General features: G+C 39.9%; 21 protein-coding genes. 16 read left to right on the top strand and 5 right to left on the bottom strand.

Annotation, left to right across the window (positions count from 1 at the left end):
* Nucleotides 1-34 precede the first annotated feature (34 nt).
* Together AC1FXP_RS13730 and AC1FXP_RS13725 are read right to left on the bottom strand one after the other, a co-directional pair.
* Entirely contained in the window at nucleotides 35-790 is a 756-nt protein-coding gene (locus AC1FXP_RS13730; protein ID WP_480062285.1) for an ABC transporter permease, read from the bottom strand.
* Complete coding sequence (locus AC1FXP_RS13725) at nucleotides 723-1,568, bottom strand: ABC transporter ATP-binding protein (RefSeq protein ID WP_480062284.1); 846 nt, start codon at nucleotides 1,566-1,568, stop codon at nucleotides 723-725. Before AC1FXP_RS13725 ends, AC1FXP_RS13730 begins: the two co-directional genes overlap by 68 nt.
* A 263-nt stretch (nucleotides 1,569-1,831) precedes the next feature.
* On the opposite strand from AC1FXP_RS13725, the gene AC1FXP_RS13720 reads away from it, so the two are divergent.
* From AC1FXP_RS13720 to pheA, 4 genes are all read left to right on the top strand, one after another.
* Complete coding sequence (locus tag AC1FXP_RS13720; RefSeq protein WP_480062282.1) at nucleotides 1,832-2,365, top strand: Spo0B C-terminal domain-containing protein; 534 nt, start codon at nucleotides 1,832-1,834, stop codon at nucleotides 2,363-2,365.
* Nucleotides 2,366-2,375: 10 nt separating this feature from the next.
* Nucleotides 2,376-3,659: a GTPase ObgE gene (obgE, locus tag AC1FXP_RS13715; protein ID WP_480062280.1), complete on the top strand. Its 1,284-nt coding sequence runs from the start codon at nucleotides 2,376-2,378 to the stop codon at nucleotides 3,657-3,659.
* A gap of 137 nt (nucleotides 3,660-3,796) precedes the next feature.
* Complete coding sequence (locus AC1FXP_RS13710) at nucleotides 3,797-4,243, top strand: ACT domain-containing protein (protein WP_480062278.1); 447 nt, start codon at nucleotides 3,797-3,799, stop codon at nucleotides 4,241-4,243.
* Nucleotides 4,244-4,260: 17 nt separating this feature from the next.
* Complete coding sequence (pheA, locus tag AC1FXP_RS13705) at nucleotides 4,261-5,124, top strand: prephenate dehydratase (protein WP_480062276.1); 864 nt, start codon at nucleotides 4,261-4,263, stop codon at nucleotides 5,122-5,124.
* A gap of 471 nt (nucleotides 5,125-5,595) precedes the next feature.
* Here pheA and AC1FXP_RS13700 read toward each other — a convergent pair whose 3' ends face one another.
* Together AC1FXP_RS13700 and AC1FXP_RS13695 are read right to left on the bottom strand one after the other, a co-directional pair.
* Entirely contained in the window at nucleotides 5,596-6,138 is a 543-nt protein-coding gene (locus AC1FXP_RS13700; protein WP_480062274.1) for a 3H domain-containing protein, read from the bottom strand.
* The gene (locus tag AC1FXP_RS13695; protein WP_480062272.1) at nucleotides 6,125-7,264 is read right to left on the bottom strand and encodes a cysteine desulfurase family protein; all 1,140 of its coding nucleotides are present in this window, start codon (nucleotides 7,262-7,264) and stop codon (nucleotides 6,125-6,127) included. Before AC1FXP_RS13695 ends, AC1FXP_RS13700 begins: the two co-directional genes overlap by 14 nt.
* Nucleotides 7,265-7,387: 123 nt before the next feature.
* Between AC1FXP_RS13695 and nadB the strand changes: the two genes are divergently transcribed.
* From nadB to yajC, 12 genes are all read left to right on the top strand, one after another.
* Nucleotides 7,388-8,953 carry an L-aspartate oxidase gene (nadB, locus tag AC1FXP_RS13690; protein ID WP_480062270.1) on the top strand — a complete coding sequence of 522 codons (1,566 nt, stop codon included), beginning with the start codon at nucleotides 7,388-7,390 and terminating at the stop codon, nucleotides 8,951-8,953.
* Between the two features lie 11 nt (nucleotides 8,954-8,964).
* On the top strand, nucleotides 8,965-9,804 hold the full coding sequence (gene nadC / locus AC1FXP_RS13685; protein WP_480062268.1) for a carboxylating nicotinate-nucleotide diphosphorylase: 840 nt from the start codon (nucleotides 8,965-8,967) through the stop codon (nucleotides 9,802-9,804).
* 1 nt (nucleotide 9,805) lies between these two features.
* Entirely contained in the window at nucleotides 9,806-10,912 is a 1,107-nt protein-coding gene (gene nadA / locus AC1FXP_RS13680) for a quinolinate synthase NadA (protein ID WP_480062266.1), read from the top strand.
* A 228-nt stretch (nucleotides 10,913-11,140) separates the two neighbouring features.
* Entirely contained in the window at nucleotides 11,141-12,379 is a 1,239-nt protein-coding gene (gene safA / locus AC1FXP_RS13675; protein ID WP_480062264.1) for a SafA/ExsA family spore coat assembly protein, read from the top strand.
* A 183-nt stretch (nucleotides 12,380-12,562) separates the two neighbouring features.
* On the top strand, nucleotides 12,563-13,861 hold the full coding sequence (locus AC1FXP_RS13670) for a YhcN/YlaJ family sporulation lipoprotein (RefSeq protein ID WP_480062262.1): 1,299 nt from the start codon (nucleotides 12,563-12,565) through the stop codon (nucleotides 13,859-13,861).
* 174 nt (nucleotides 13,862-14,035) lie between these two features.
* A complete protein-coding gene (locus AC1FXP_RS13665; protein ID WP_480062260.1) occupies nucleotides 14,036-14,608 on the top strand; it encodes a BofC C-terminal domain-containing protein in 573 nt (190 codons plus the stop codon).
* 411 nt (nucleotides 14,609-15,019) lie between these two features.
* On the top strand, nucleotides 15,020-15,631 hold the full coding sequence (gene ruvA / locus AC1FXP_RS13660) for a Holliday junction branch migration protein RuvA (protein ID WP_480062258.1): 612 nt from the start codon (nucleotides 15,020-15,022) through the stop codon (nucleotides 15,629-15,631).
* 18 nt (nucleotides 15,632-15,649) lie between these two features.
* A complete protein-coding gene (ruvB, locus tag AC1FXP_RS13655; protein WP_480062256.1) occupies nucleotides 15,650-16,651 on the top strand; it encodes a Holliday junction branch migration DNA helicase RuvB in 1,002 nt (333 codons plus the stop codon).
* On the top strand, nucleotides 16,648-16,866 hold the full coding sequence (locus AC1FXP_RS13650; RefSeq protein WP_480062254.1) for a DUF2905 domain-containing protein: 219 nt from the start codon (nucleotides 16,648-16,650) through the stop codon (nucleotides 16,864-16,866). The genes ruvB and AC1FXP_RS13650 overlap by 4 nt, the downstream gene beginning before the upstream one ends.
* 85 nt (nucleotides 16,867-16,951) lie before the next feature.
* A complete protein-coding gene (queA, locus tag AC1FXP_RS13645; RefSeq protein WP_480062252.1) occupies nucleotides 16,952-17,977 on the top strand; it encodes a tRNA preQ1(34) S-adenosylmethionine ribosyltransferase-isomerase QueA in 1,026 nt (341 codons plus the stop codon).
* An 18-nt stretch (nucleotides 17,978-17,995) separates the two neighbouring features.
* Nucleotides 17,996-19,135: a tRNA guanosine(34) transglycosylase Tgt gene (gene tgt / locus AC1FXP_RS13640; RefSeq protein ID WP_480062250.1), complete on the top strand. Its 1,140-nt coding sequence runs from the start codon at nucleotides 17,996-17,998 to the stop codon at nucleotides 19,133-19,135.
* Between the two features lie 126 nt (nucleotides 19,136-19,261).
* Nucleotides 19,262-19,525: a preprotein translocase subunit YajC gene (yajC, locus tag AC1FXP_RS13635; RefSeq protein ID WP_480062248.1), complete on the top strand. Its 264-nt coding sequence runs from the start codon at nucleotides 19,262-19,264 to the stop codon at nucleotides 19,523-19,525.
* Between the two features lie 302 nt (nucleotides 19,526-19,827).
* Here the strand turns inward: yajC and AC1FXP_RS13630 are convergent, their stop codons facing one another.
* Nucleotides 19,828-20,205 carry a TIGR04086 family membrane protein gene (locus AC1FXP_RS13630; protein WP_480062246.1) on the bottom strand — a complete coding sequence of 126 codons (378 nt, stop codon included), beginning with the start codon at nucleotides 20,203-20,205 and terminating at the stop codon, nucleotides 19,828-19,830.
* Nucleotides 20,206-20,265: the final 60 nt, after the last annotated feature.

Raw genomic sequence — 20,265 nt, 5'->3', positions numbered from 1 at the left:
TATTCTCTCCCTTTTATATAAATGTGTTATTTATCTATTTTGCATATCCCCAACGACTAAGCACTTTGCGTTCAATCGGATTAAAAATACAGTACTCTACAATAAGACCAATGACAGCAATGATAATCATAATGGCAATAACTAATTCCATATTAAAGAAATCGCGAGCATCAAGAAGAGTACGACCAAGGCCACCTCTACCAAGAAGTTCTGCTGCCATCAATGCACGCCATCCAAATGCCCATGATAATCGAATCCCTGTTAGAGCGGATGGAATAGAAGCTGGGATCATTACTTTCCATATTAATTCATAGCCTTTGTAGCCCATTGTACGTGCGGCACGAATTAAAAGTGGCTGTACATTTTTTATCCCCATTCTGACATTCATCGTCATTGGCCACGTTCCCCCAAGAACAATAACAAATAGAATGGCTGTTGTTCCTCCTTGGAACATAACTAAGGCCAATGGCAGCCAGACGATACTTGGTACGGATTGCAAAGCAACAACAAGTGAACCAAGAGTTTCATCAGCAATTTTAGAAGTAGCTAAAATAATACCAAGAATGGAGCCGATGATAACAGCTAAGGCAAAACCTAAGCCGATACGTCCTAAACTTGTTGTTAAGGCAACGGTTAAGATCCCAGTCTCGAAAAAGCCTTTATAAAGCTCTACAAATGAGAGGAGGGGGGACGGAAACATTCTCGTACCAAAGGCATCAAGTTTATATATTATCTCCCATATCGCGATGAGAGCTGTAAAGAAGAGTAGCCTTCTGACTATGGTAATCATCACCCATTTCCTCCTTCATCACTTTCTCGATTTCCCCTGCTAGCTGTTTGCTAATTTTTTCTTCTAAAGAAGCAAAAGCTTCATCAGATGGTTTTCTTGGACGAGCAAGAGGAACGTCAAAAACATTAATAATACCACCTGGTCTTACCCCCATCAAAACAATTCGATCTGATAGTAAGATAGATTCGCGAATGTTATGGGTAACAAAAATAATTGTTTTTCCGGTTTTTTCCCAAATGTATTGTACTTCTTTATGAAGCATGGATCTTGTTTGCTCATCTAAAGCTCCGAACGGTTCATCCATTAATAGAACTTCTGGATCCATTGCTAAAGCACGTGCAATCGAGACCCGCTGTTTCATTCCACCAGATAATTCGTGTGGATAAGATTCAACAAATTTACTAAGGTGTACAAGTTTGAGGTATTCAATTGCACGTTGTTTTGCTTCTTTTTTACTGTAACGTTTTTTAATTCCAAACATAACATTATCTAGCACAGTCATCCATGGCATGAGTGCTGCTTCTTGGAAGACTACCCCTCGGTCGACGCCAGGTTCTGTAACTTTACGTTCGCCGACTAATACTGAACCAGTGCTTGCTTGGTCTAATCCTGCAATGATATTTAATAATGTTGATTTTCCGCACCCAGATGGACCAAGTAATGATACAAATTCACCTGATTTTACATGTAGATCAATATTATCGAAAACAGTGTAGGAAGTTTGTTCCTCTTTATTCTCAAATGTCTTTCCTACACTAGCAATTTTAACGTCAGACATGGTATCCCTCCTTATTCAAGGAATTTCTTTACAATTCATAGTAACTTAGTGGGTTTTAACTTTTATTAAGTATATGTAGAAGTTTGTCATCTGTCAATGTTTTCTTAGATTTCCGAGTTGGATAGTGAGGATTAGTATTGTACAATATTTAAAATTAGAACGAACAAAGAGAACATGGTTTCTATTCCTTACTTTGTGGTAAGATAATCCATGTAATGAAAAGAGCGATTCTTATTTTAATGGAGGACAAGGGAGAGACTGAAATGGATAACCAATTAGATGTCTTAAAGGCGCTTAGGCAAACACGTCATGATTGGTTGAACGTTATGCAGTTAATAAAAGGGAATTTAGCACTTAAACGATACGATCGCATTGAAGAAATTATTGATCAAGTGACACAACAATCGATTTGCGAGAGCAAAATTTCAGAAATACAGGCAGTTAGTGTTGTGTATTTTCTTTTAACGTATAATTGGTTCAGCAGTAAACTGAAGTTAGAAATAGATGTTGCAGGTGACATCTTTTCACTTGAAAAAGATGAAGTTCGTATGCTGCGATTATGTGAGCAAATTACGGAGAAGCTAACAGAAGGATGTTCAACAGAATCAGAAAATAATCTGTTACTTACATTTCTTTTCACAAATATTGAATGTAAAATAACATTTGATTTTCAAGGGTCATTACAAATGAAAAAGGAAGATTGGCTCGATTTTCTAAATGAATGGGAGCCAAACGTAAAGCTAGTTGAGATGGACGAGTCTGAATGTGTATTAGTCGCTAGGTTTATGAGAAGTTGAGGTGAAAGGTATGTTTGTAGATAAGGTAAAAGTATATGTAAAAGGTGGAGACGGTGGGAATGGACAAGTCTCTTACCGTAGAGAGAAGTATGTACCTGACGGTGGCCCAGCAGGTGGAGATGGCGGTCGAGGTGCAAGTGTCGTTTTTGAAGTAGAAGAAGGATTACGAACGTTAATGGATTTCCGTTATAAGCGTCATTTTAAAGCCCAACGAGGTGAGCACGGAAGACCAAAAAATCAGCACGGAAAAAACGCAGACGATATGATTGTCAAAGTCCCACCGGGAACAACCGTTATTGATGATGCGACTGGTCAAATTATTGCAGATTTAACAGAGCATGGACAAAAAGCTGTCATCGCTAAAGGTGGTAGAGGTGGACGGGGAAATACTCGTTTTGCTACACCAGTCAATCCTGCACCGGATATTGCTGAGAATGGGGAGCCCGGTCAGGAACGAGATGTTGTGCTTGAATTAAAGGTTCTTGCAGATGTAGGGTTAGTAGGTTTTCCGAGTGTAGGGAAGTCAACATTGCTTTCAGTAGTCTCGGCAGCAAAGCCTAAAATAGCTGATTATCATTTTACGACGATTACGCCGAACTTAGGGGTCGTGGAGACAGAAGACAATCGTAGTTTTGTTATGGCTGATTTACCAGGATTAATTGAAGGTGCACATGAAGGGGTCGGGTTAGGTCATCAATTTTTGCGGCATATAGAAAGAACGAGAGTCATTGTTCATGTAATCGATATGTCAGCACTAGAAGGGCGAGACCCATATGAAGACTTTTTGATGATTAATGATGAGTTAAAGCAATATAACTTGCGATTGCTTGAACGACCTCAAATAGTTGTAGCTAATAAAATGGACATGCCTGAGTCGGAAGAGAATTTAAAGGTCTTTAAAGAAAAGCTTAAAGATGAATATCCTGTGTTTCCAGTATCGGCAGTGACAAAAAAGGGATTGCGTGATCTCTTAATAACGGTAGCAGATAAGATTGAAGAAACCCCTGAGTTTCCTTTGTATGAAGAAACAGAGGAGTCTACTCGCGTTGTCTATCGTCATGAGAAAACAGAAGTTCCTTTTGTGATTACAAGAGACGATGATGGTACATTTGTATTATCTGGAGCAGAACTTGAACGATTGTTTAAAATGACTGATTTTTCTCGTGATGAGTCAGTAAGGCGCTTCGCAAGACAAATGAGAGGAATGGGCGTTGATGATGCTCTTCGTGAAAAAGGGGCTAAGGATGGAGATCTTGTTAGGATCATGAAATTTGAGTTTGAGTTTATCGATTAATTTAATGCTATATAGAAAAACTGTCTCTTCTATGGAGACAGTTTTTCACTGTTAAAAGACATATTTATATTGTCAAAAAGTTTCGTCAAATTTATAATGATACATAGCTCTTCGTTGAAAGAAGGTGAATACGATAAATGACAGCAAGAAAATCATTTTATCTTGTACGTGAGGATATGCTAACAGAAGCAATGGAAAAAACGTTAGCGGCTAAAGAGCTGCTTGAATTAGGTAAAGTGAAGAAAATTAATGAAGCTGTTAATAAGGTTGGGCTTAGCCGTAGTGCTTTTTATAAATATAAGGATGGAATCTTTCCTTTTCATAAAGTAGTGAAGGAAAAGATAATTACTCTTTCGATTATATTAGTCGACCGCTCTGGTTCACTTTCGCAGTTACTAGGGAAAGTCGCAGAGACAGGTGCAAATGTATTAACGATTAACCAGACAATTCCCTTGCAAGGGAGGGCTCATATGACGTTATCAATAGATACAGCGCCAATGAAACTAGATTTAGATGAGCTCATGGAGTGGCTTGTAGGATTAGAAGCAGTAGAAAAGGTGGAACTAGTAGGAACTGGTTCATAGGAAGGAGTTTGGACAACATGAAGATCGGGTTTTTAGGACCAAAAGGAACATTTACAGAAATGGCGGCGAGAGGATTATTTGAAAAAGGGGACTTCCTTCCTTTCCGAACCATTCCTTCGTGTATGGATGCAGTTGCTACGGAAGAAGTACAGGTTGCTGTTGTACCTGTTGAGAACGCAATTGAAGGCTCTGTTAATATGACATTAGATTATTTAATTCATAAACAAAGGCTGCCGATTATAGGAGGAATCACAGTCCCAATCGAGCAACATTTATTAATAAACCCTGATTATCAAGGGAGTAAAATTGAAAAAGTAGTCTCGCATCCGCATGCGATTGCTCAATGTCATGAATTTTTACAAAATTATTATCCGAATGCTGAATGGGAATATATGAATTCGACAGGAGCGGCAGCTGAGTATGTAAATAACCACCCAGAATTAGCAATTGCAGCAATTGCTAATGAGACAGCTGCACAAGAATATGGGTTAAAGATGATGCATACAAATATACATGATTTTGAGAACAATGGAACAAGCTTTGTCGTATTAAGTAAAGAGCCGCTTGATGTTTCATATAAAGGTGCGAATTATACGGAAGACAAAACGACACTAATGGTGACGTTGCCTTCAGATTATTCTGGAGCACTTCACCAAGTGCTGTCAGCTTTTGCTTGGAGAAAATTAAATCTGAAGAAAATTGAATCTAGACCAACGAAGACTGGATTAGGGAATTATTTCTTTATTATCGATGTTGAAGGCGCAATGGACGATGTTTTAATACCAGGAGTTGTGTCTGAAGTCGAAGCCCTTGGGTGTGGCGTCGAAATTCTTGGCAGTTATCCATGTTACACAATGTCCAGAAACAAAGCGAATGTATAAGTCAAATACCCCTGCCCGAACTTGGCAGGGGTATTTGACGAAGGAACCAGCATGCTCTTGGCTGGTTCCCTGCTTTTCCCCCTGCCCGAACTTGGCAGGGGTATTTGACGAAGGAACCAGCATGTTTTTGGCTGGTTCCCTGCTTTCCCCCCTGCCCGAACTTGGCAGGGGTATTTGACGAAGGAACCAGCATGTTTTTGGCTGGTTCCCATCTTACTTAAAAGTCCCTTTAGTAAATTCGAGGAAGAAACAATGGCTCCACACGTTGCACGCCTGCTATGAGAACCCCACTCATAACAGGCTTAAGACAAAGCAACGGTTCCGCTCATTGTTTAAAAGCCACTGAAAAAGGTGAAAACCGTACCTTTTTCAGTGGCTTCCGAACTTGGCAGGGGTATTTGACGTAGGATCCAGCATGCTTTTGGCTGGTTTCCTTTTTTTTCTGCCCAAACTTGGCGGTTGTTTGAAGAGTCAATCATTTAAAATAAACCCTTTTTCATTAAGAGCCTGGATTGCTGTATCAAGCTGACTAGAGCTATCACCTTCAATTACATGAAGGTGAACCCCATCGGTCAATTCAGATAACAATGAGGATTGAGTTTGCTCAATTTTTTTACAAAATGCTTCTACATCTAAGCGAGTAGAGAGCATGAGTGAAGCGGTAATTTCACCGTAAATAGCATGCTCGACAATAACTTGCTGGACTGTTACACCATGATCAACTAAAGTAAATAATTCTTCCTTCGTTTCAGATGGAGAATGCTTGCAAGCGATAATTCGATTCACTTTTGGTGAAGGAGTTTGCTGAACGTAAATATATCCTTGAGCAGTCGCAATAATTGGGTGCTTTTTCGCTTTTAGAATTGAAATGTCTTGGACGATGACTTGTCTACTTACATTTGAACGCTTTGCAAGTTCTCCACCCGTGAGTGGCTCCTCACTGCTAGACAACCATTGAATAATTAACTCTCTTCTTTTGTCACCTAATATTTTTTTTCCATCATTCACTCGCATCAAGCCCCTTAAATTCTAACAATATTTGTTTAAATGCTTTAATAAATTTTAGAACTTCATCTTCAGTCGTATAGCGGCCAAAGGTGATTCGAATTAGTTCATGAGCTTCATGGTGTTTCCGACCTAAACTTATTAATGTTCGAGGTGGATTGCTCTCTCCTACTCTACACGCAGAACCAGTCGAAATGGCAAAACCCTTTCGGCTGAACTCGAGCATCGCTAGCTGACCTTCAATTCCACTAATTCGCAAGCTTAAGTGAAAGGGAAGACGTTCGCTTGGATGTCCTTCAAAAAAAATATGACGATTGTTTTTAAATTCATCGACGACTTTATCCCTTAATACTAGTAATCGTTTCATATCTGACTGAGCGAGGGGGAGATACTCTTCCACTGCCGCTGCAAATGCTGCTATACCAGGAACATTGACTGTCCCTGCTCTAAATCCATCTTCATGGGTTGTACCGTGTAAAAATGGGGACCAAGGAACCTTTTTATTAAGATAAGCGGCACCTACTCCTTTTGGTCCATAGCATTTATGTGCGGTAATGCTGATACTTGTCAACACGTCAATAGGAATAGGAAGTTTTCCAAAAGTTTGAACGCAGTCACTATGAAAAAGTATATCATTATCAGCTAAAAAAGAACCAAGAGCCTGTAAATCTTGAACGGTCCCAATTTCACTATTGGCATGGGCGATCGATACTAAAATTGTGTCTTGAGTAATAGTGGAGGCTAGTTGTTCTATAGTAACTTGTCCGAATTCATTAACTGGGACAAATAAAATAGTAAATCCAAAATTCTTTAAATAGTTCATTGCCTGCAGGACCGAGTGATGTTCCCCTTCCGTTGTAATGATTGTTTTTCCTTTCTGCTGATGAGAAAAAGCTAATCCTGTTAAGGATAGAAATGTCGCCTCTGAACCAGAACCAGTAAAGTAAACTTCATTGCTATTTACATGTAGAGCATCGGCAATCGTCTTACGGCTTAAAGAAAGAATATCGTCGCTTTCTAACCCGTGATCATGCAAACTACGGCTATTAGCAAAAAAATCAGTCGCAACGCGGTTATACGTTTCTAGAGCATAAGAGGACATGGGGGTTGTTGCACTATAATCAAAGTAAATCATGATAAAGACCTCCTCGATATCCAATATTTACCTATTTAATCAAAAAAAAGCGCTTGTCACAACTCTTATTTTATGTAAAGATAGGTGACAAGACAACTGTAAATTTTATATAGGGGGATGGGGATGGCTAATAAGACGGTCGATGTTATTATTATCGGAAGTGGTATTGCAGGTCTTATGACGGCTCATTTGCTAGCTGATCATATGAATGTGATTATTATCACAAAGTCTAACGTTAATACAAGTAACTCTAGCTGTGCACAGGGAGGTATGGCAGCAGCGCTTGGACCAAATGATGATTGGAGAAAACATCTTGCTGATACATTAAAAGCTGGAGGGGATCACCATAATGAAACTCATGTTGAGATGTTGGTAAAACGAGCTCCTGCAATTGTTTCCTTATTAGACCAACTCGGGGTCCCATTTGATAAAAGTGAAGATGGAGCGCTCGTTTTAGGAATGGAAGGCGCTCATCAAAATCGCCGTATTGTTCATGTAAATGGTGACAAGACTGGTCAGGCTTTTACTGAGGCATTAATAAACGCAGTCAATGAGAGAGTAGAAATTCTCGATTATACAATGGTAAAAAAGCTAATTTCAAAAAATGGAAGAGTCATCGGGGTTCATACAGAGAAGGAATGTATTTATTCAAAAGCGACAGTGTTAGCAACTGGGGGGCTCGGTAGACTTTATGAGCATACTTCAAACGTTGAAGAGGCAACAGGAGATGGATTTGCACTTGCTTACCGTGCTGGTGCAACGTTAATTGATATGGAATTTATTCAATTTCACCCTACACTACTGAAAGTTGATGGGGAAACAATGGGACTAATTAGCGAAGCAGTGCGTGGTGAAGGGGCAAAGCTTGTCGATAAAAAAGGAAAAAGATTAATGGAAGATTTTCCATTGAAAGAATTGGAATCTAGAGATGTTGTTAGTAGAGAAATTCATAAAGCTTTACAAAATGGAAATGAAATTTATTTAGATTGTCGAGACATAACAGGATTTAAACAAAGCTTTCCCGGGTTAGCGGAGCGTTGCGAGAAAGCGGTGATTGATCCAAGAGTTACTCCGTTATCGGTTGTACCAGGGGCCCATTTTGTGAGTGGAGGAATTGAGACCGATTCATTTGGGCGAACGTCATTAAAGGGCTTATATGCTGTAGGAGAGGTAGCTTGTACAGGTGTTCATGGAGCTAACCGACTTGCAAGCAATTCTTTATTGGAGGGTTTGGTATTTGCCGAGCAAGTAGCGAGTGATATCCAAAATGTTCAGTCGAAATTTCAACTAGTTTATTCAGAAGAGGAGGACTATGACATCACAGTTACGAGTCATTTGCCCTCTATATTTGATATTCAAACCCGTATGACTAAATTCGTTGGGATTGAGCGTGATCTATCAGGTCTTTTTGAAATGAAATGCTGGCTTGAACAATTTTTACCTTATGCTAATCAAATTCTCTCGACGGATTCTCGTGCCACGATAGAATGCAAAAATATGCTTATCGTTTCTGCTTTAGTTACAGAAGCTGCGATTCATCGGACTGAAAGCAGAGGGGGGCATTATCGATTGGACTTTCCAAAGAGGAATGATCAACTTTGGTCAAGTACGTACATTTCATTATCGAAAGAAAAAGGTGCGCACATTACACAAAAAGAAAAACGACATCTTGTACTTGAAAATATCTAGGGGGAGAGAGAATGAACAAGTTATTAGTTAAAAAACAACTAGAGCATTTTTTTTTAGAAGATCTTGGCGAAAGTGATGTTACGAGTGAATCAGCCATTTCAAATAGTGCAATTGGGAAAGCCAAAATTGTAGCTAAGGCGAATGGGGTAATGGCTGGTTGCGATTTGCTGACATGGGGATATGGCATGTTAGATTCTACGATCTCAGTACAAGTGTTGGTTTCAGACGGCGAAGAGTTTCAAAAAGGGGATATGATCGCTATTTTAGAGGGAAGGGTGATTCCTTTATTAGCCGGAGAAAGGGTTCTATTAAATTTGTTGCAACGTATGTCAGGGATTGCGACGATGACCCATACCGCTATTAAGACACTTGAGGATGAAAAGATCCGAATTTGTGATACAAGAAAAACAACACCGGGCCTTAGGGTATTTGAAAAATATGCAGTGAGATGTGGAGGGGGATTTAATCATCGAAGAGGCTTAAGTGATGCTGTCATGTTGAAAGAAAACCATATACTCGCTTGTGGGGGGATAAAGCAAGCTGTGGAAACAGTTAGAAACCATGTTGGGCATATGGTGAAAATTGAAGTTGAAACGACAAATGAAGATGAGGTAAGAGAAGCGGTAGAGTCAAACGTAGATGTTATTATGTTCGATAATGCAACTCCTATAGAGATCAAAAATTATCGCAAGCTTGTACCTGAGAATATTATTACGGAAGCATCTGGTGGAATTACGATCGATAATCTTGCAACATTTCGCGAGACAGGTGTGGATTATATATCGCTCGGTTGTTTAACACATTCAGTGAAAGCGACAGATTTAAGCTTTTTATTAGAGGGGGGCATATAGGATGAATTTTCTTGAAAAAGTAGCAACGTTAGATCGCATACCAGCACGGTACAAAGAGATGTCGATAGAGGATAAAAAAGAGCGGATTAAGGAAATTAAACAACAACTGGGCAATCGACTGTTTATTCCTGGGCATCATTATCAGCGCGACGAAGTTATTGAATTTGCCGATGCAACAGGTGATTCACTCCAACTTGCTCAATTATCAAAGACTAATCGCGATGCAGAATATATTGTTTTTTGTGGAGTCCACTTTATGGCAGAAACGGCTGATATGCTTACTACAGACAATCAGCATGTCATTTTGCCAGATTTGAAAGCCGGTTGTTCAATGGCAGACATGGCGGACATTGCTCAAACAGAGCACGCATGGGTTGAGTTACAGAAACAATTTGGAGATACCATTTTACCTTTAACTTATGTTAACAGTACAGCTGCAATTAAAGCTTTCTGTGGAAGGAATGGTGGAGCAACTGTAACATCTTCCAATGCAAAGGCAATGGTTCAGTGGGCATTTACTCAAAAACAAAGGCTACTCTTCTTACCTGATCAGCATTTGGGGAGAAATACAGCCTATGATTTAGGTATAAAACTGGACGAGATGGCAGTCTGGGATCCAATTGCAAGAGAACTTGTCTGTGAAGGTCCTATTGAACAGGTGAAAGTTATTCTTTGGAAGGGACACTGTTCCGTACATGAAAAATTTACTGTTGGTCAGATTGAAGAGTTACGCAAAAATTCACCAAATACAAAAATTATTGTTCATCCAGAATGTACTTTTGATGTCGTGCAAGCAGCTGACTTAAATGGTTCGACGCATTATATAATTGAAACAATTAAAAATGCTGAGCCTGGTTCATCATGGGCAGTCGGAACAGAGATGAATTTAGTGAATCGTTTAGCACAACAGCACCCTGATAAAAATGTATTTTCTTTAAATTCAACGATGTGTCCGTGTTTAACAATGAACAGGATTGATTTAGATCATTTGCTTTGGTCTTTGGAAGAGATTATTGAAGGAAGACTGCATTTTCCAATTACTGTAGATGAACAAACAACTTTAGAGGGAAACCTAGCATTGCAACGCATGCTTGATCGTCCGTCTTAACGAATGAAGAGGATAGTAAAAAAGGGAAAAACGCCCTTTTTTACTATCCTCTCTTTGTTTTTCTTTTTTATGTAGGCATAAACCTATTTTTTCCGACATAAGCTGTGCTGAGACCCCTGTAATATTAGGATTTTTTCAATCTTTTTTTCTGTTCAAAAAGTAAGGTTTCGTATCAATTCGCCTATTGCGACATACGATGTAAGGAACGGTAAGAGGAGGGAATGAAACGTGAAAATTCATATTGTCCAAAAAGGTGACACACTTTGGAAGTTATCTCAAAAATACGGGGTTGATTTTGAACAACTAAAGGCAGCGAATACACAATTGTCCAATCCAGATATGATTATGCCTGGTATGAAAATCAAAGTGCCTACAGGAAGTGTACCAGTAAAAAAAGAAACCCAGGTCGCTCCACAAGCACATGTAAAAGAGCAGCCTAAAAAGGAAATGCCAAAACCAATCCAAAAGAAAGAGGCACCAAAGCCGGCACCAATGCCTATGCCACAGATGCCAACAATGCCGCAAATGGTGCAACCAAAACAAAAAACAAAGGTTGATTATCATTCATTTGAAACAAATATCAATTTTTATCAACCACAAGTAAAACCTAAAAAGGTTATGCCAGATGTCAAAAAGCCGCCTGTGAAGAAGCAAGTTGAACCGAAAAAAGAAATGGTAAAACCGAAAGAAGAAGTTAAACCTATAAAAAAAGAAGCTCCGATTGTTCCAAAACATTATGCACCAACGCCAGCGGTTCAAAAGCCAGATTATAAACCAATTCAAAAGCAGGATCATAAACCAATTCAAATGCCAGCTCACAAACCTATTCAGCCGCAAATGTATCAACCGAAGCAAAAGGCACCTTGCCCACCATTGGTTCCAATTAGTCCACTGATGCCGGGGTGTGGTCCGTCAAAACCTAAAACAGCCCCATACATTCAACAGCCTATCCCGGTTAGTCCGTTAATGCCAGGATGCGGTCCGTCGCAGCCAATGATGCAACCATACCACCAACATCAAATGTCAATGCCACCAGCACAAGAACCAATGCCATATTATCCAGAACAACCTTATATGCCACAACAGGAATCTATACCATTCTATCCACAGCAACAGCCAATGCACCAGCAGCCGCCGATGCACCAACAACAGCCAATGCACCAACAGCCGCCGATGCACCAACAACAGCCAATGCACCAGCAGCCGCCAATGCACCAACAACAGCCGATGCACCAGCAGCCGCCGATGCACCAGCAGCCGCCGATGCACCAGCAGCCGCCGATGCACCAGCAACAGCCAATGCATCACCAACCAATGCACCAACCTTACCAAAGTCCACAAAAAGGGTGTTGTGGACCAACACAACCAATTACTTATGGTCCAAATGGGCAACTGATGCCGATGCAAGATTATCCACAACAGCCATTTATGCAAGGTTACCATGAGTCAGATGATTATGATGATTAAGATCAAGCAATATATATAAAGTAATTCTTTTTTGCCTGCTATGAGCTATCTACTTATAGCAGGCTTACATAGGTATAAGCTAATTTTATTTTTAATTTCTTGTTATGGAACACTAACCAAGATGTAACAGTGTAAAGAAACCCCCTATTAGCCAACATAATTGGTGAAAGGGGGAATTAAAAAATGAAAAAAATCGCAATGTCAGTAGCAACAGCAACAATGCTTTTAGGTGGACTTGCTGGATGTGGTGTAGATAACCAAGCAACAGACATGGGTGCAAATCAACAAACAGGAATACATGCACAAGATATGCGTGGTGGAGGAGCAATAGATGGTCGTAATAGAGGCGAAGGTCCAATAACTGATATGATGACACCAGACCGCCATCGTGGTGGTACCATTGGACAAGGTACGACTAGAGGAGCAGATGTAGGGCACCGTGGCGGGTTATTTGGAGGCCAAGGCGCAGGACAAACAGGTGCACGTGGTGGATTATTTGGAGGTCAAGGAGCTGGTCAAACAGGAACGCGTGGCGGGCTATTTGGAGGTCAAGGCGTAGGCCAAACAGATGCACGTGGTGGATTATTTGGAGGCCAAGGTACTGGTATGACTGGCCAAGGTCGTACACATTTAAATAATTTCCAAACTCGTGGAACTGGCAATGACCGTGGTGTAGGTTATACAAATACTGGCCGAGATAACTTTGGTACTAATACTGGGTTATTCGGAACTCATGGCGCACAAGGTATCACAGGACGTCAAGGAACAGATGCACGAGGAATGGGACCTGCTGGTTTAAATCGTGGAACCGCTCGTGATGGTATTCGTGCAACGGAGCGTAATGCAGGAATGGGACGTGCTGGATTAACAGGAGGAAATCGTCCTGGTATGGTTGATGAAGATGGAATTCTTCGTGGAAGAGCACGCCGAGGAACTGGTGCTTTAGATGCAACTCCTGGACATCGCCGTCAAGGCCAAGGAGCTATGAATTTAGAAGCGCGTGATCGCGGGAATGTAAATCAAGGTACACGTACACCGAATCGTTTTGATGCAACTGGTCGTGGTGACCGTACGGGAGTCCACCATGGTCAACAACGTGCACAAGATAAACAAGGCACTCGTGCGATGAACTATCATAAAGACTATGATGGAAAAACTGTTCAACGTCTTACTGAGCGAGTTGAGCGTGTTGATGGTGTAAAAGATGCACGTGTGATCGTTCATGATAATGATGTTGTTGTAGGGATTACAACAAATGGAGATATGGATGATGTGAAAAGAGAAGTTGAAAAAACGGTTAATGGTTTAGCGAAAAATAAAGATGTACGAGTAGTAACTGATTCTGATGCAGTAGGTCGCATACGTAATATGGATGACAGATTACGTACAGGGACCGCGTTTGATGAAGTTACAGCTACATTTACAGATATGCTTGGAGATTTAGGAAGAGCAGTACAACGACCATTTGAACGTTCTCGCTAATTTGTTACAGACAGTGGAGCTTCTTCTCCACTGTCTTATTTCTTTACATAATAATTATCAATTTAAAAGTGGAAATGTAGTGAAATGATTTTAAATTACGAATGATGACTTCCATTTATGGGCAACATTAGCCTAGGATGGAAGTTTTTATTTTTATTATGGTGGTGAGAGCTGATGAAATTACAACGAACTCAGCGAAAACATATCTTTTCTTTGCTTTTAAGTTTGACATTAATTGTTATGGGTTTTACGTTGTGGAATACGACAGTAATAGAAGGCAGCCAAAAGAAATCAAATAGCCAGAAACAAGCAGAATCGGAAGCTTACGAAGTAATGGGACCTCAAACAATCAACGTGATATTAGAACGTGTTTACCTTGATGGTGAAAAGAGTGAAGAACGAATTCAAGAAACAATTTGGTCGATGGAAGATTTTTGGGCTTATTATGAAGACTGGAACTTGGTTGACCAAAGTGAAAATGAGATGATTTTTAGGAAGGAAGTTAATGATATTTCTCCGCTCCTGAAGGTAAATGGATATTTTGGAATAACAGAAGATGGCATTCTTTCCATTTATGAAGGGCAGCCAAATGAAGAAAGAGTTATTCAATCCTTCTTCCAATTGGATACAGCCAAACTAAAGAGTCGACAACATTCCGAACTGAGAAAGGGTATACCTGTTCAGGACCTTAAACATTATGAGGAAGTGCTACAAGTTTTTGGACAATATAAATCAGCACAGATGTAAGTTAATTGGGTGGTTTCGTTATTGAAATCACCTTTTGTTTTTGACATGGTTATAACAAGAAAAAAGGTACAAATTTTTGGAGGTGGCGAACAAGTTTGCGCTGGCTCCACACGCCGTGCGCCTTCCTGCGAAGAGCCCTCAAAAGGCTTAAAACATAACGGCGGCTCCGCACAGCGCATAGAGTTAACCTAAAAAGGTGAAGGGGATTGCTTTCTTATTTAACAGGTGCGAACATAGTGGCGCTGGCTCCACGCGATGCGCGCCTAAAGGAGAAGAGCGCTCCTTTAGGCTTAAGACCAGGCATCGGCTCCGCACAGCGCTTCGAGTTCAACCAAAAAGGTAAAAAGCGACCTTTTTGGTTGAACTCTATGCTAAAATAGAAATAAATGTTCGTATGGAGAGGGATATAAATTGATTGAATATGTAGTTGGAAAGTTAGTGGATATTGATACTCAATATATTGTTGTGGATCATCATGGGTTAGGGTATCAATTATATTGTCCGAACCCTTATCGATTTCAAAGTAAAATGGAGCATTCCGTTCAAGTGTATACATATCAATATGTAAGGGAAGATGTTATTCGTTTATACGGTTTTGAGACAAAGGAAGAACGGGCGTTGTTCGAGAAACTTCTAAATGTTTCAGGAATTGGTCCAAAAGGTGCATTAGCTATTTTGGCAACAGGAGAACCAGAGCATGTTGTTCATGCGATTGAGGAAGAGGATGAATCTTTCCTCGTTAAATTTCCTGGTGTTGGGAAGAAAACGGCCAGACAAATAATACTAGATCTAAAAGGGAAGCTTGATGATTTTGCGCCGAATTTATTTAAACAAAGTGGAATGACTGCTTCACCTAAAAGTTTAACAAAGGCTAATCCGTTATTAGAAGAAGCTCTAGAAGCCTTGCGAGCACTTGGATACGTAGAGAGAGAACTGAAAAAGGTGCGCCCGCATTTGGAAAAAGAAGATTTGACTACCGATGCATATATTAAAAAAGCACTTCAGTTATTATTAAATGGGTAATAAACGGGGGTGATGGGAATGGATGAACGAATGGTATCGGCAGAAGAACAAGGTATGGAAGATTCACTTGATCAGCAAATCCGACCACACAAACTCCAACAATACATTGGACAGGAAAAGGTTAAAAAAAATCTTCAAGTGTTTATGGAAGCAGCCAAAATGCGGGAAGAAAGCCTGGATCATGTTCTTCTATACGGCCCACCTGGACTAGGTAAAACAACGTTATCTGGAATAATAGCAACTGAGATGGGTGTTCAAATGAGAACAACTTCAGGGCCAGCTATTGAAAGACCTGGAGATTTAGCAGCGATTTTAACTGCTCTTGAGCCAGGAGATGTTTTATTTATTGATGAAATACACAGACTAAATCGTATGGTCGAAGAAGTTCTCTATCCTGCAATGGAAGACTTTTGTTTAGATATTGTTATTGGCAAAGGGCCAACTGCACGCTCTGTGCGTTTAGACTTGCCCCCATTTACTCTTGTTGGTGCAACTACACGCGCAGGGATGCTCTCAGCTCCTCTACGTGATCGGTTTGGTGTACTTGCGCGTCTTGAATATTATACAGAGCAAGAACTATCAATCATCGTTCGTCGTACAGCTGAGATTTTTGACACAGATATAGATGAAGAAGCAGCTATTGAAATTGCTCGCCGATCAAGAGGTACACCTCGGATTGCCAACCGACTTCTCCGCCGTGTTCGTGATTTTGCGCAAGTAAAAGGAGACGGAACGATCACTCTTGAAGTTGCTCAAGATTCTCTTGAACAATTACAAGTTGACCGGTTAGGACTTGATCATATTGACCATAAATTATTATATGGAATGATTGAAAAATTCCGCGGAGGTCCAGTTGGACTCGAAACGATATCGGCAACCATAGGGGAAGAGCCCGACACAATTGAAGATGTGTATGAGCCTTATTTATTGCAAATTGGCTTTATCCAGCGGACACCTCGTGGAAGGATTGTAAGTCCAGCTTGTTATGAACACTTTAATTTGGAGGTTCCAAAACAATGAATACATTTCCGAAAGTATTAATTACGATCGGTATTTTATGTATTGTAATTGGTGGGTTATGGATGTTAATCGGTCGATTTATTCCGATAGGTAAGCTTCCAGGAGATATTTTAATCAAACGTGAAAACTCAACCTTCTACTTTCCTATTATGACAAGTATTGTAATAAGTGTTGTTCTATCGCTGCTTTTCTTTATTATTGGACGTTTTCGTTAAAGTTGCATCGCTTTAACAGTTTGGGTATGATAACAAAGATGTATAAAAAATGAACGGATATTTTAAAAAAAAGGTGAATGTTAATATGAATGTAGAAGAATTTGATTTTGAATTGCCGAATGAATTAATTGCTCAGACGCCGCTTCCCGACAGGACGGCGTCTCGTTTGCTTGTCCTTGATCGTAAGACAGGCGAAACAAAGGATCGTAATTTTCTATCAATTATTGATGAATTAAATGAGGGCGATTGTCTAGTACTAAATGATACCCGTGTTTTGCCTGCAAGGCTTTATGGTCTTAAAAAAGATACAGGAGCAAGTATTGAGATCCTGTTATTAAAACAGTTAGAAGATGATCAGTGGGAAACGCTTGTGAAGCCTGCTAAGCGTGTGAAAGAAGGAACAGAAGTTGTATTTGGTGACGGCCAATTAACTGCAATTTGTACAGGTGAAGCTGATCACGGTGGACGGATAATGAAAATGAACTACAAAGGTATTTTTCATGAAGTGTTAGATGAATTAGGTGAAATGCCCCTGCCTCCGTATATTAAAGAAACATTGCCGGACCAAGAACGGTATCAAACTGTTTTTGCGAAAAATCGAGGGTCAGCAGCAGCTCCAACAGCAGGGCTGCATTTTACAAAAGAATTATTAACATCTATCGAGAAAAAGGGCGTACACATTGCATATATCACATTGCATGTAGGTCTAGGAACATTTAGGCCTGTAAGTGTTGAAAATATTGAAGAACATGAAATGCATGCAGAATTTTATCAGGTGAGTGCTGGTACAGCTAGTCTACTTCAAACAGTCAGAGAAAATGGAGGACGGATTTTTGCCGTTGGTACAACGTCAGCTCGAACACTTGAGACGATTATGAAAGATCATGGGCAGTTTCAAGAAGCATCAGGGTGGACATCCATCTTTATTTATCCAGGCTATGAAGTACGTGGTTTTGATGGATTGTTAACCAATTTTCATTTGCCCAAATCGACCTTGGTAATGCTAGTAAGTGCGTTTGCAAGCAAGGACTTTGTTCTAAATGCATATAGGCATGCAGTGAAAGAAGAATATCGCTTTTTTAGCTTTGGGGATGCAATGCTGATTAGGTAGTTAAAAGGAGGAAAATGGATGGCTGCAATTAGGTATGAACATATTAAAACGTGTAAGCAATCTGGGGCTCGTCTAGGTCGCGTTCATACACCACATGGTACATTTGAAACACCAATATTTATGCCGGTTGGAACATTGGCAACAGTAAAAACGATGAGTCCTGAAGACTTATACGATATGAATGCTCAAATTATCTTAAGCAATACTTATCACTTATGGTTAAGACCTGGTCATGATATAATTAAAGAAGCAGGTGGCCTTCACAAATTTATGAATTGGGATCGTCCAATTTTAACTGATTCTGGTGGGTTTCAGGTCTTTAGCTTAAGTGACCTGCGTAAGATAGAAGAGGAAGGTGTCCATTTTCGTAATCATTTAAATGGAGATAAGTTGTTTTTAAGTCCTGAAGGAGCTATGGAAATACAAAGTGCCCTTGGCTCAGATATAATGATGGCATTTGATGAATGTCCTCCATATCCAGCTGAATTTGATTACATGAAAAAATCTGTAGAGCGGACAAGCCGTTGGGCGGAAAGGTGCTTGAAAGCACATGCACGTCCAAATGATCAAGGCTTGTTTGGGATTGTACAAGGAGGAGAATATGAAGATCTACGCAAGCAAAGTGCAGAAGATCTCATTTCTCTTGACTTTCCTGGGTATGCAATTGGAGGATTATCTGTTGGTGAGCCTAAAGATGTGATGAATCGTGTACTAGAGTTCACAACTCCGCACTTACCTGAAAACAAACCGCGTTATTTAATGGGGGTTGGATCAGCTGATTCATTAATCGATGGAGCGATTCGCGGCATTGATATGTTTGATTGTGTATTACCAACGAGAATTGCCCGTAATGGAACACTTATGACAAGTACAGGTAGGTTGGTTGTTCGTAATGCTAAGTACGCCCGTGATTTTAGACCTTTAGATGAGAATTGTGACTGTCATGTCTGTAAGAATTATACAAGGGCATATATAAGACATTTAATCAAGTGTGAAGAAACATTTGGATTTAGATTGACCTCTTACCATAATCTATATTTCCTGTTAAACTTAATGGAGCAGGTTAGACAGGCAATTAGAGAAGATCGTTTACTTGATTTTAGAGAAGAATTCTTTGAACAATATGGTTTTAATAAGCCAAATGCAAAGAATTTCTAAGTATCTATTCAATAGGATGATCTTTTCTTTCAGTGCGTCTCGAAGCAGAGTATAGCGATCCGCTATTTGGTTGCTTCACTCATTCTGGTCAAGCAAAGTGTTTATTAATGAAAGGGGGGAAAACAGATGGAACTATTTGGAACTTTACTTCCACTAATTTTAATGTTTGCGATTTTTTACTTTTTACTAATTCGTCCGCAACAAAAGAAGCAAAAGGCTATTCGTGAAATGCATAGTGCACTTCAACGTGGTGATAAGATTATCACAATCGGAGGCCTTCATGGAACAATTGATGCTGTTGATGAAGACACGATTGTTGTTCTTGTTAATGATAATCGTAAGCTTACGTTCGACCGTGCAGCTATTCGTGAAGTCGTTAATCCAGATTGATATAGTACATAAGAAAGCGCAGCGATTAGATCGCTGCGCTTTCTTTTTTTAAAGGCTGTTTTCGTATACTTTGTTGTTTTTTAATCATTTTTTTCCTTTGATGTTGTCCATTACATTGCGCTGCAGGCACTTGCTTTCCGAGGGGTGTTGCCAAGCCTCCTCGACGTTCCGTCTGCGGGGTTTTGCCTATTCATCTATTTCCCGCAGGAGTCAAGTGCCTTCCGCTCCATTCCACTTTCGTTCTCATCGATTATCAATTGCAACAATCCTAGTGAAGGAGACTTTTAAAAGAATAGATCATTTTACTTGTTACTGCTTAAATTGACACCTATAATTCCTCCAATTGCTGCTGCTAAGATATAACCAGCATGGTACATGTACTGTTCACTTGTAAAGCTGTTATTGTAGCCTAAATATTGTATTAAGAAAGTTAACAAGGAAAATAAAAGAGCTGTACAAGCGCCCGCAATCCAGCCTTTTTCTTTTGCTTTAGCCCCTGAAATTGTCCCTCCTAAAAACATAGTAATAAATGCAACCCCTGTAATTACCCACTGAACTGAATGCTCCGTTAAAGATGTAAAAGATAATACAATTGAGACAACCAAACTAAATGATAAAGCAATGACCAAGATAGTTGACAGTCCGAACAAAACTGCTGGAAAAAAACCACGATACGTCAATGGAAACTCTCCTTTCGATGATTAAAATAAACTACTGTTTAATAAAGCTTATTCAGGCTT

The sequence above is a fragment of the Halalkalibacter sp. HAAS-P013 genome, assembly GCF_056619925.1.
Note: the sequence above shows the minus strand (reverse complement) of the source record. Positions and strands in the feature narration are given on the sequence as shown.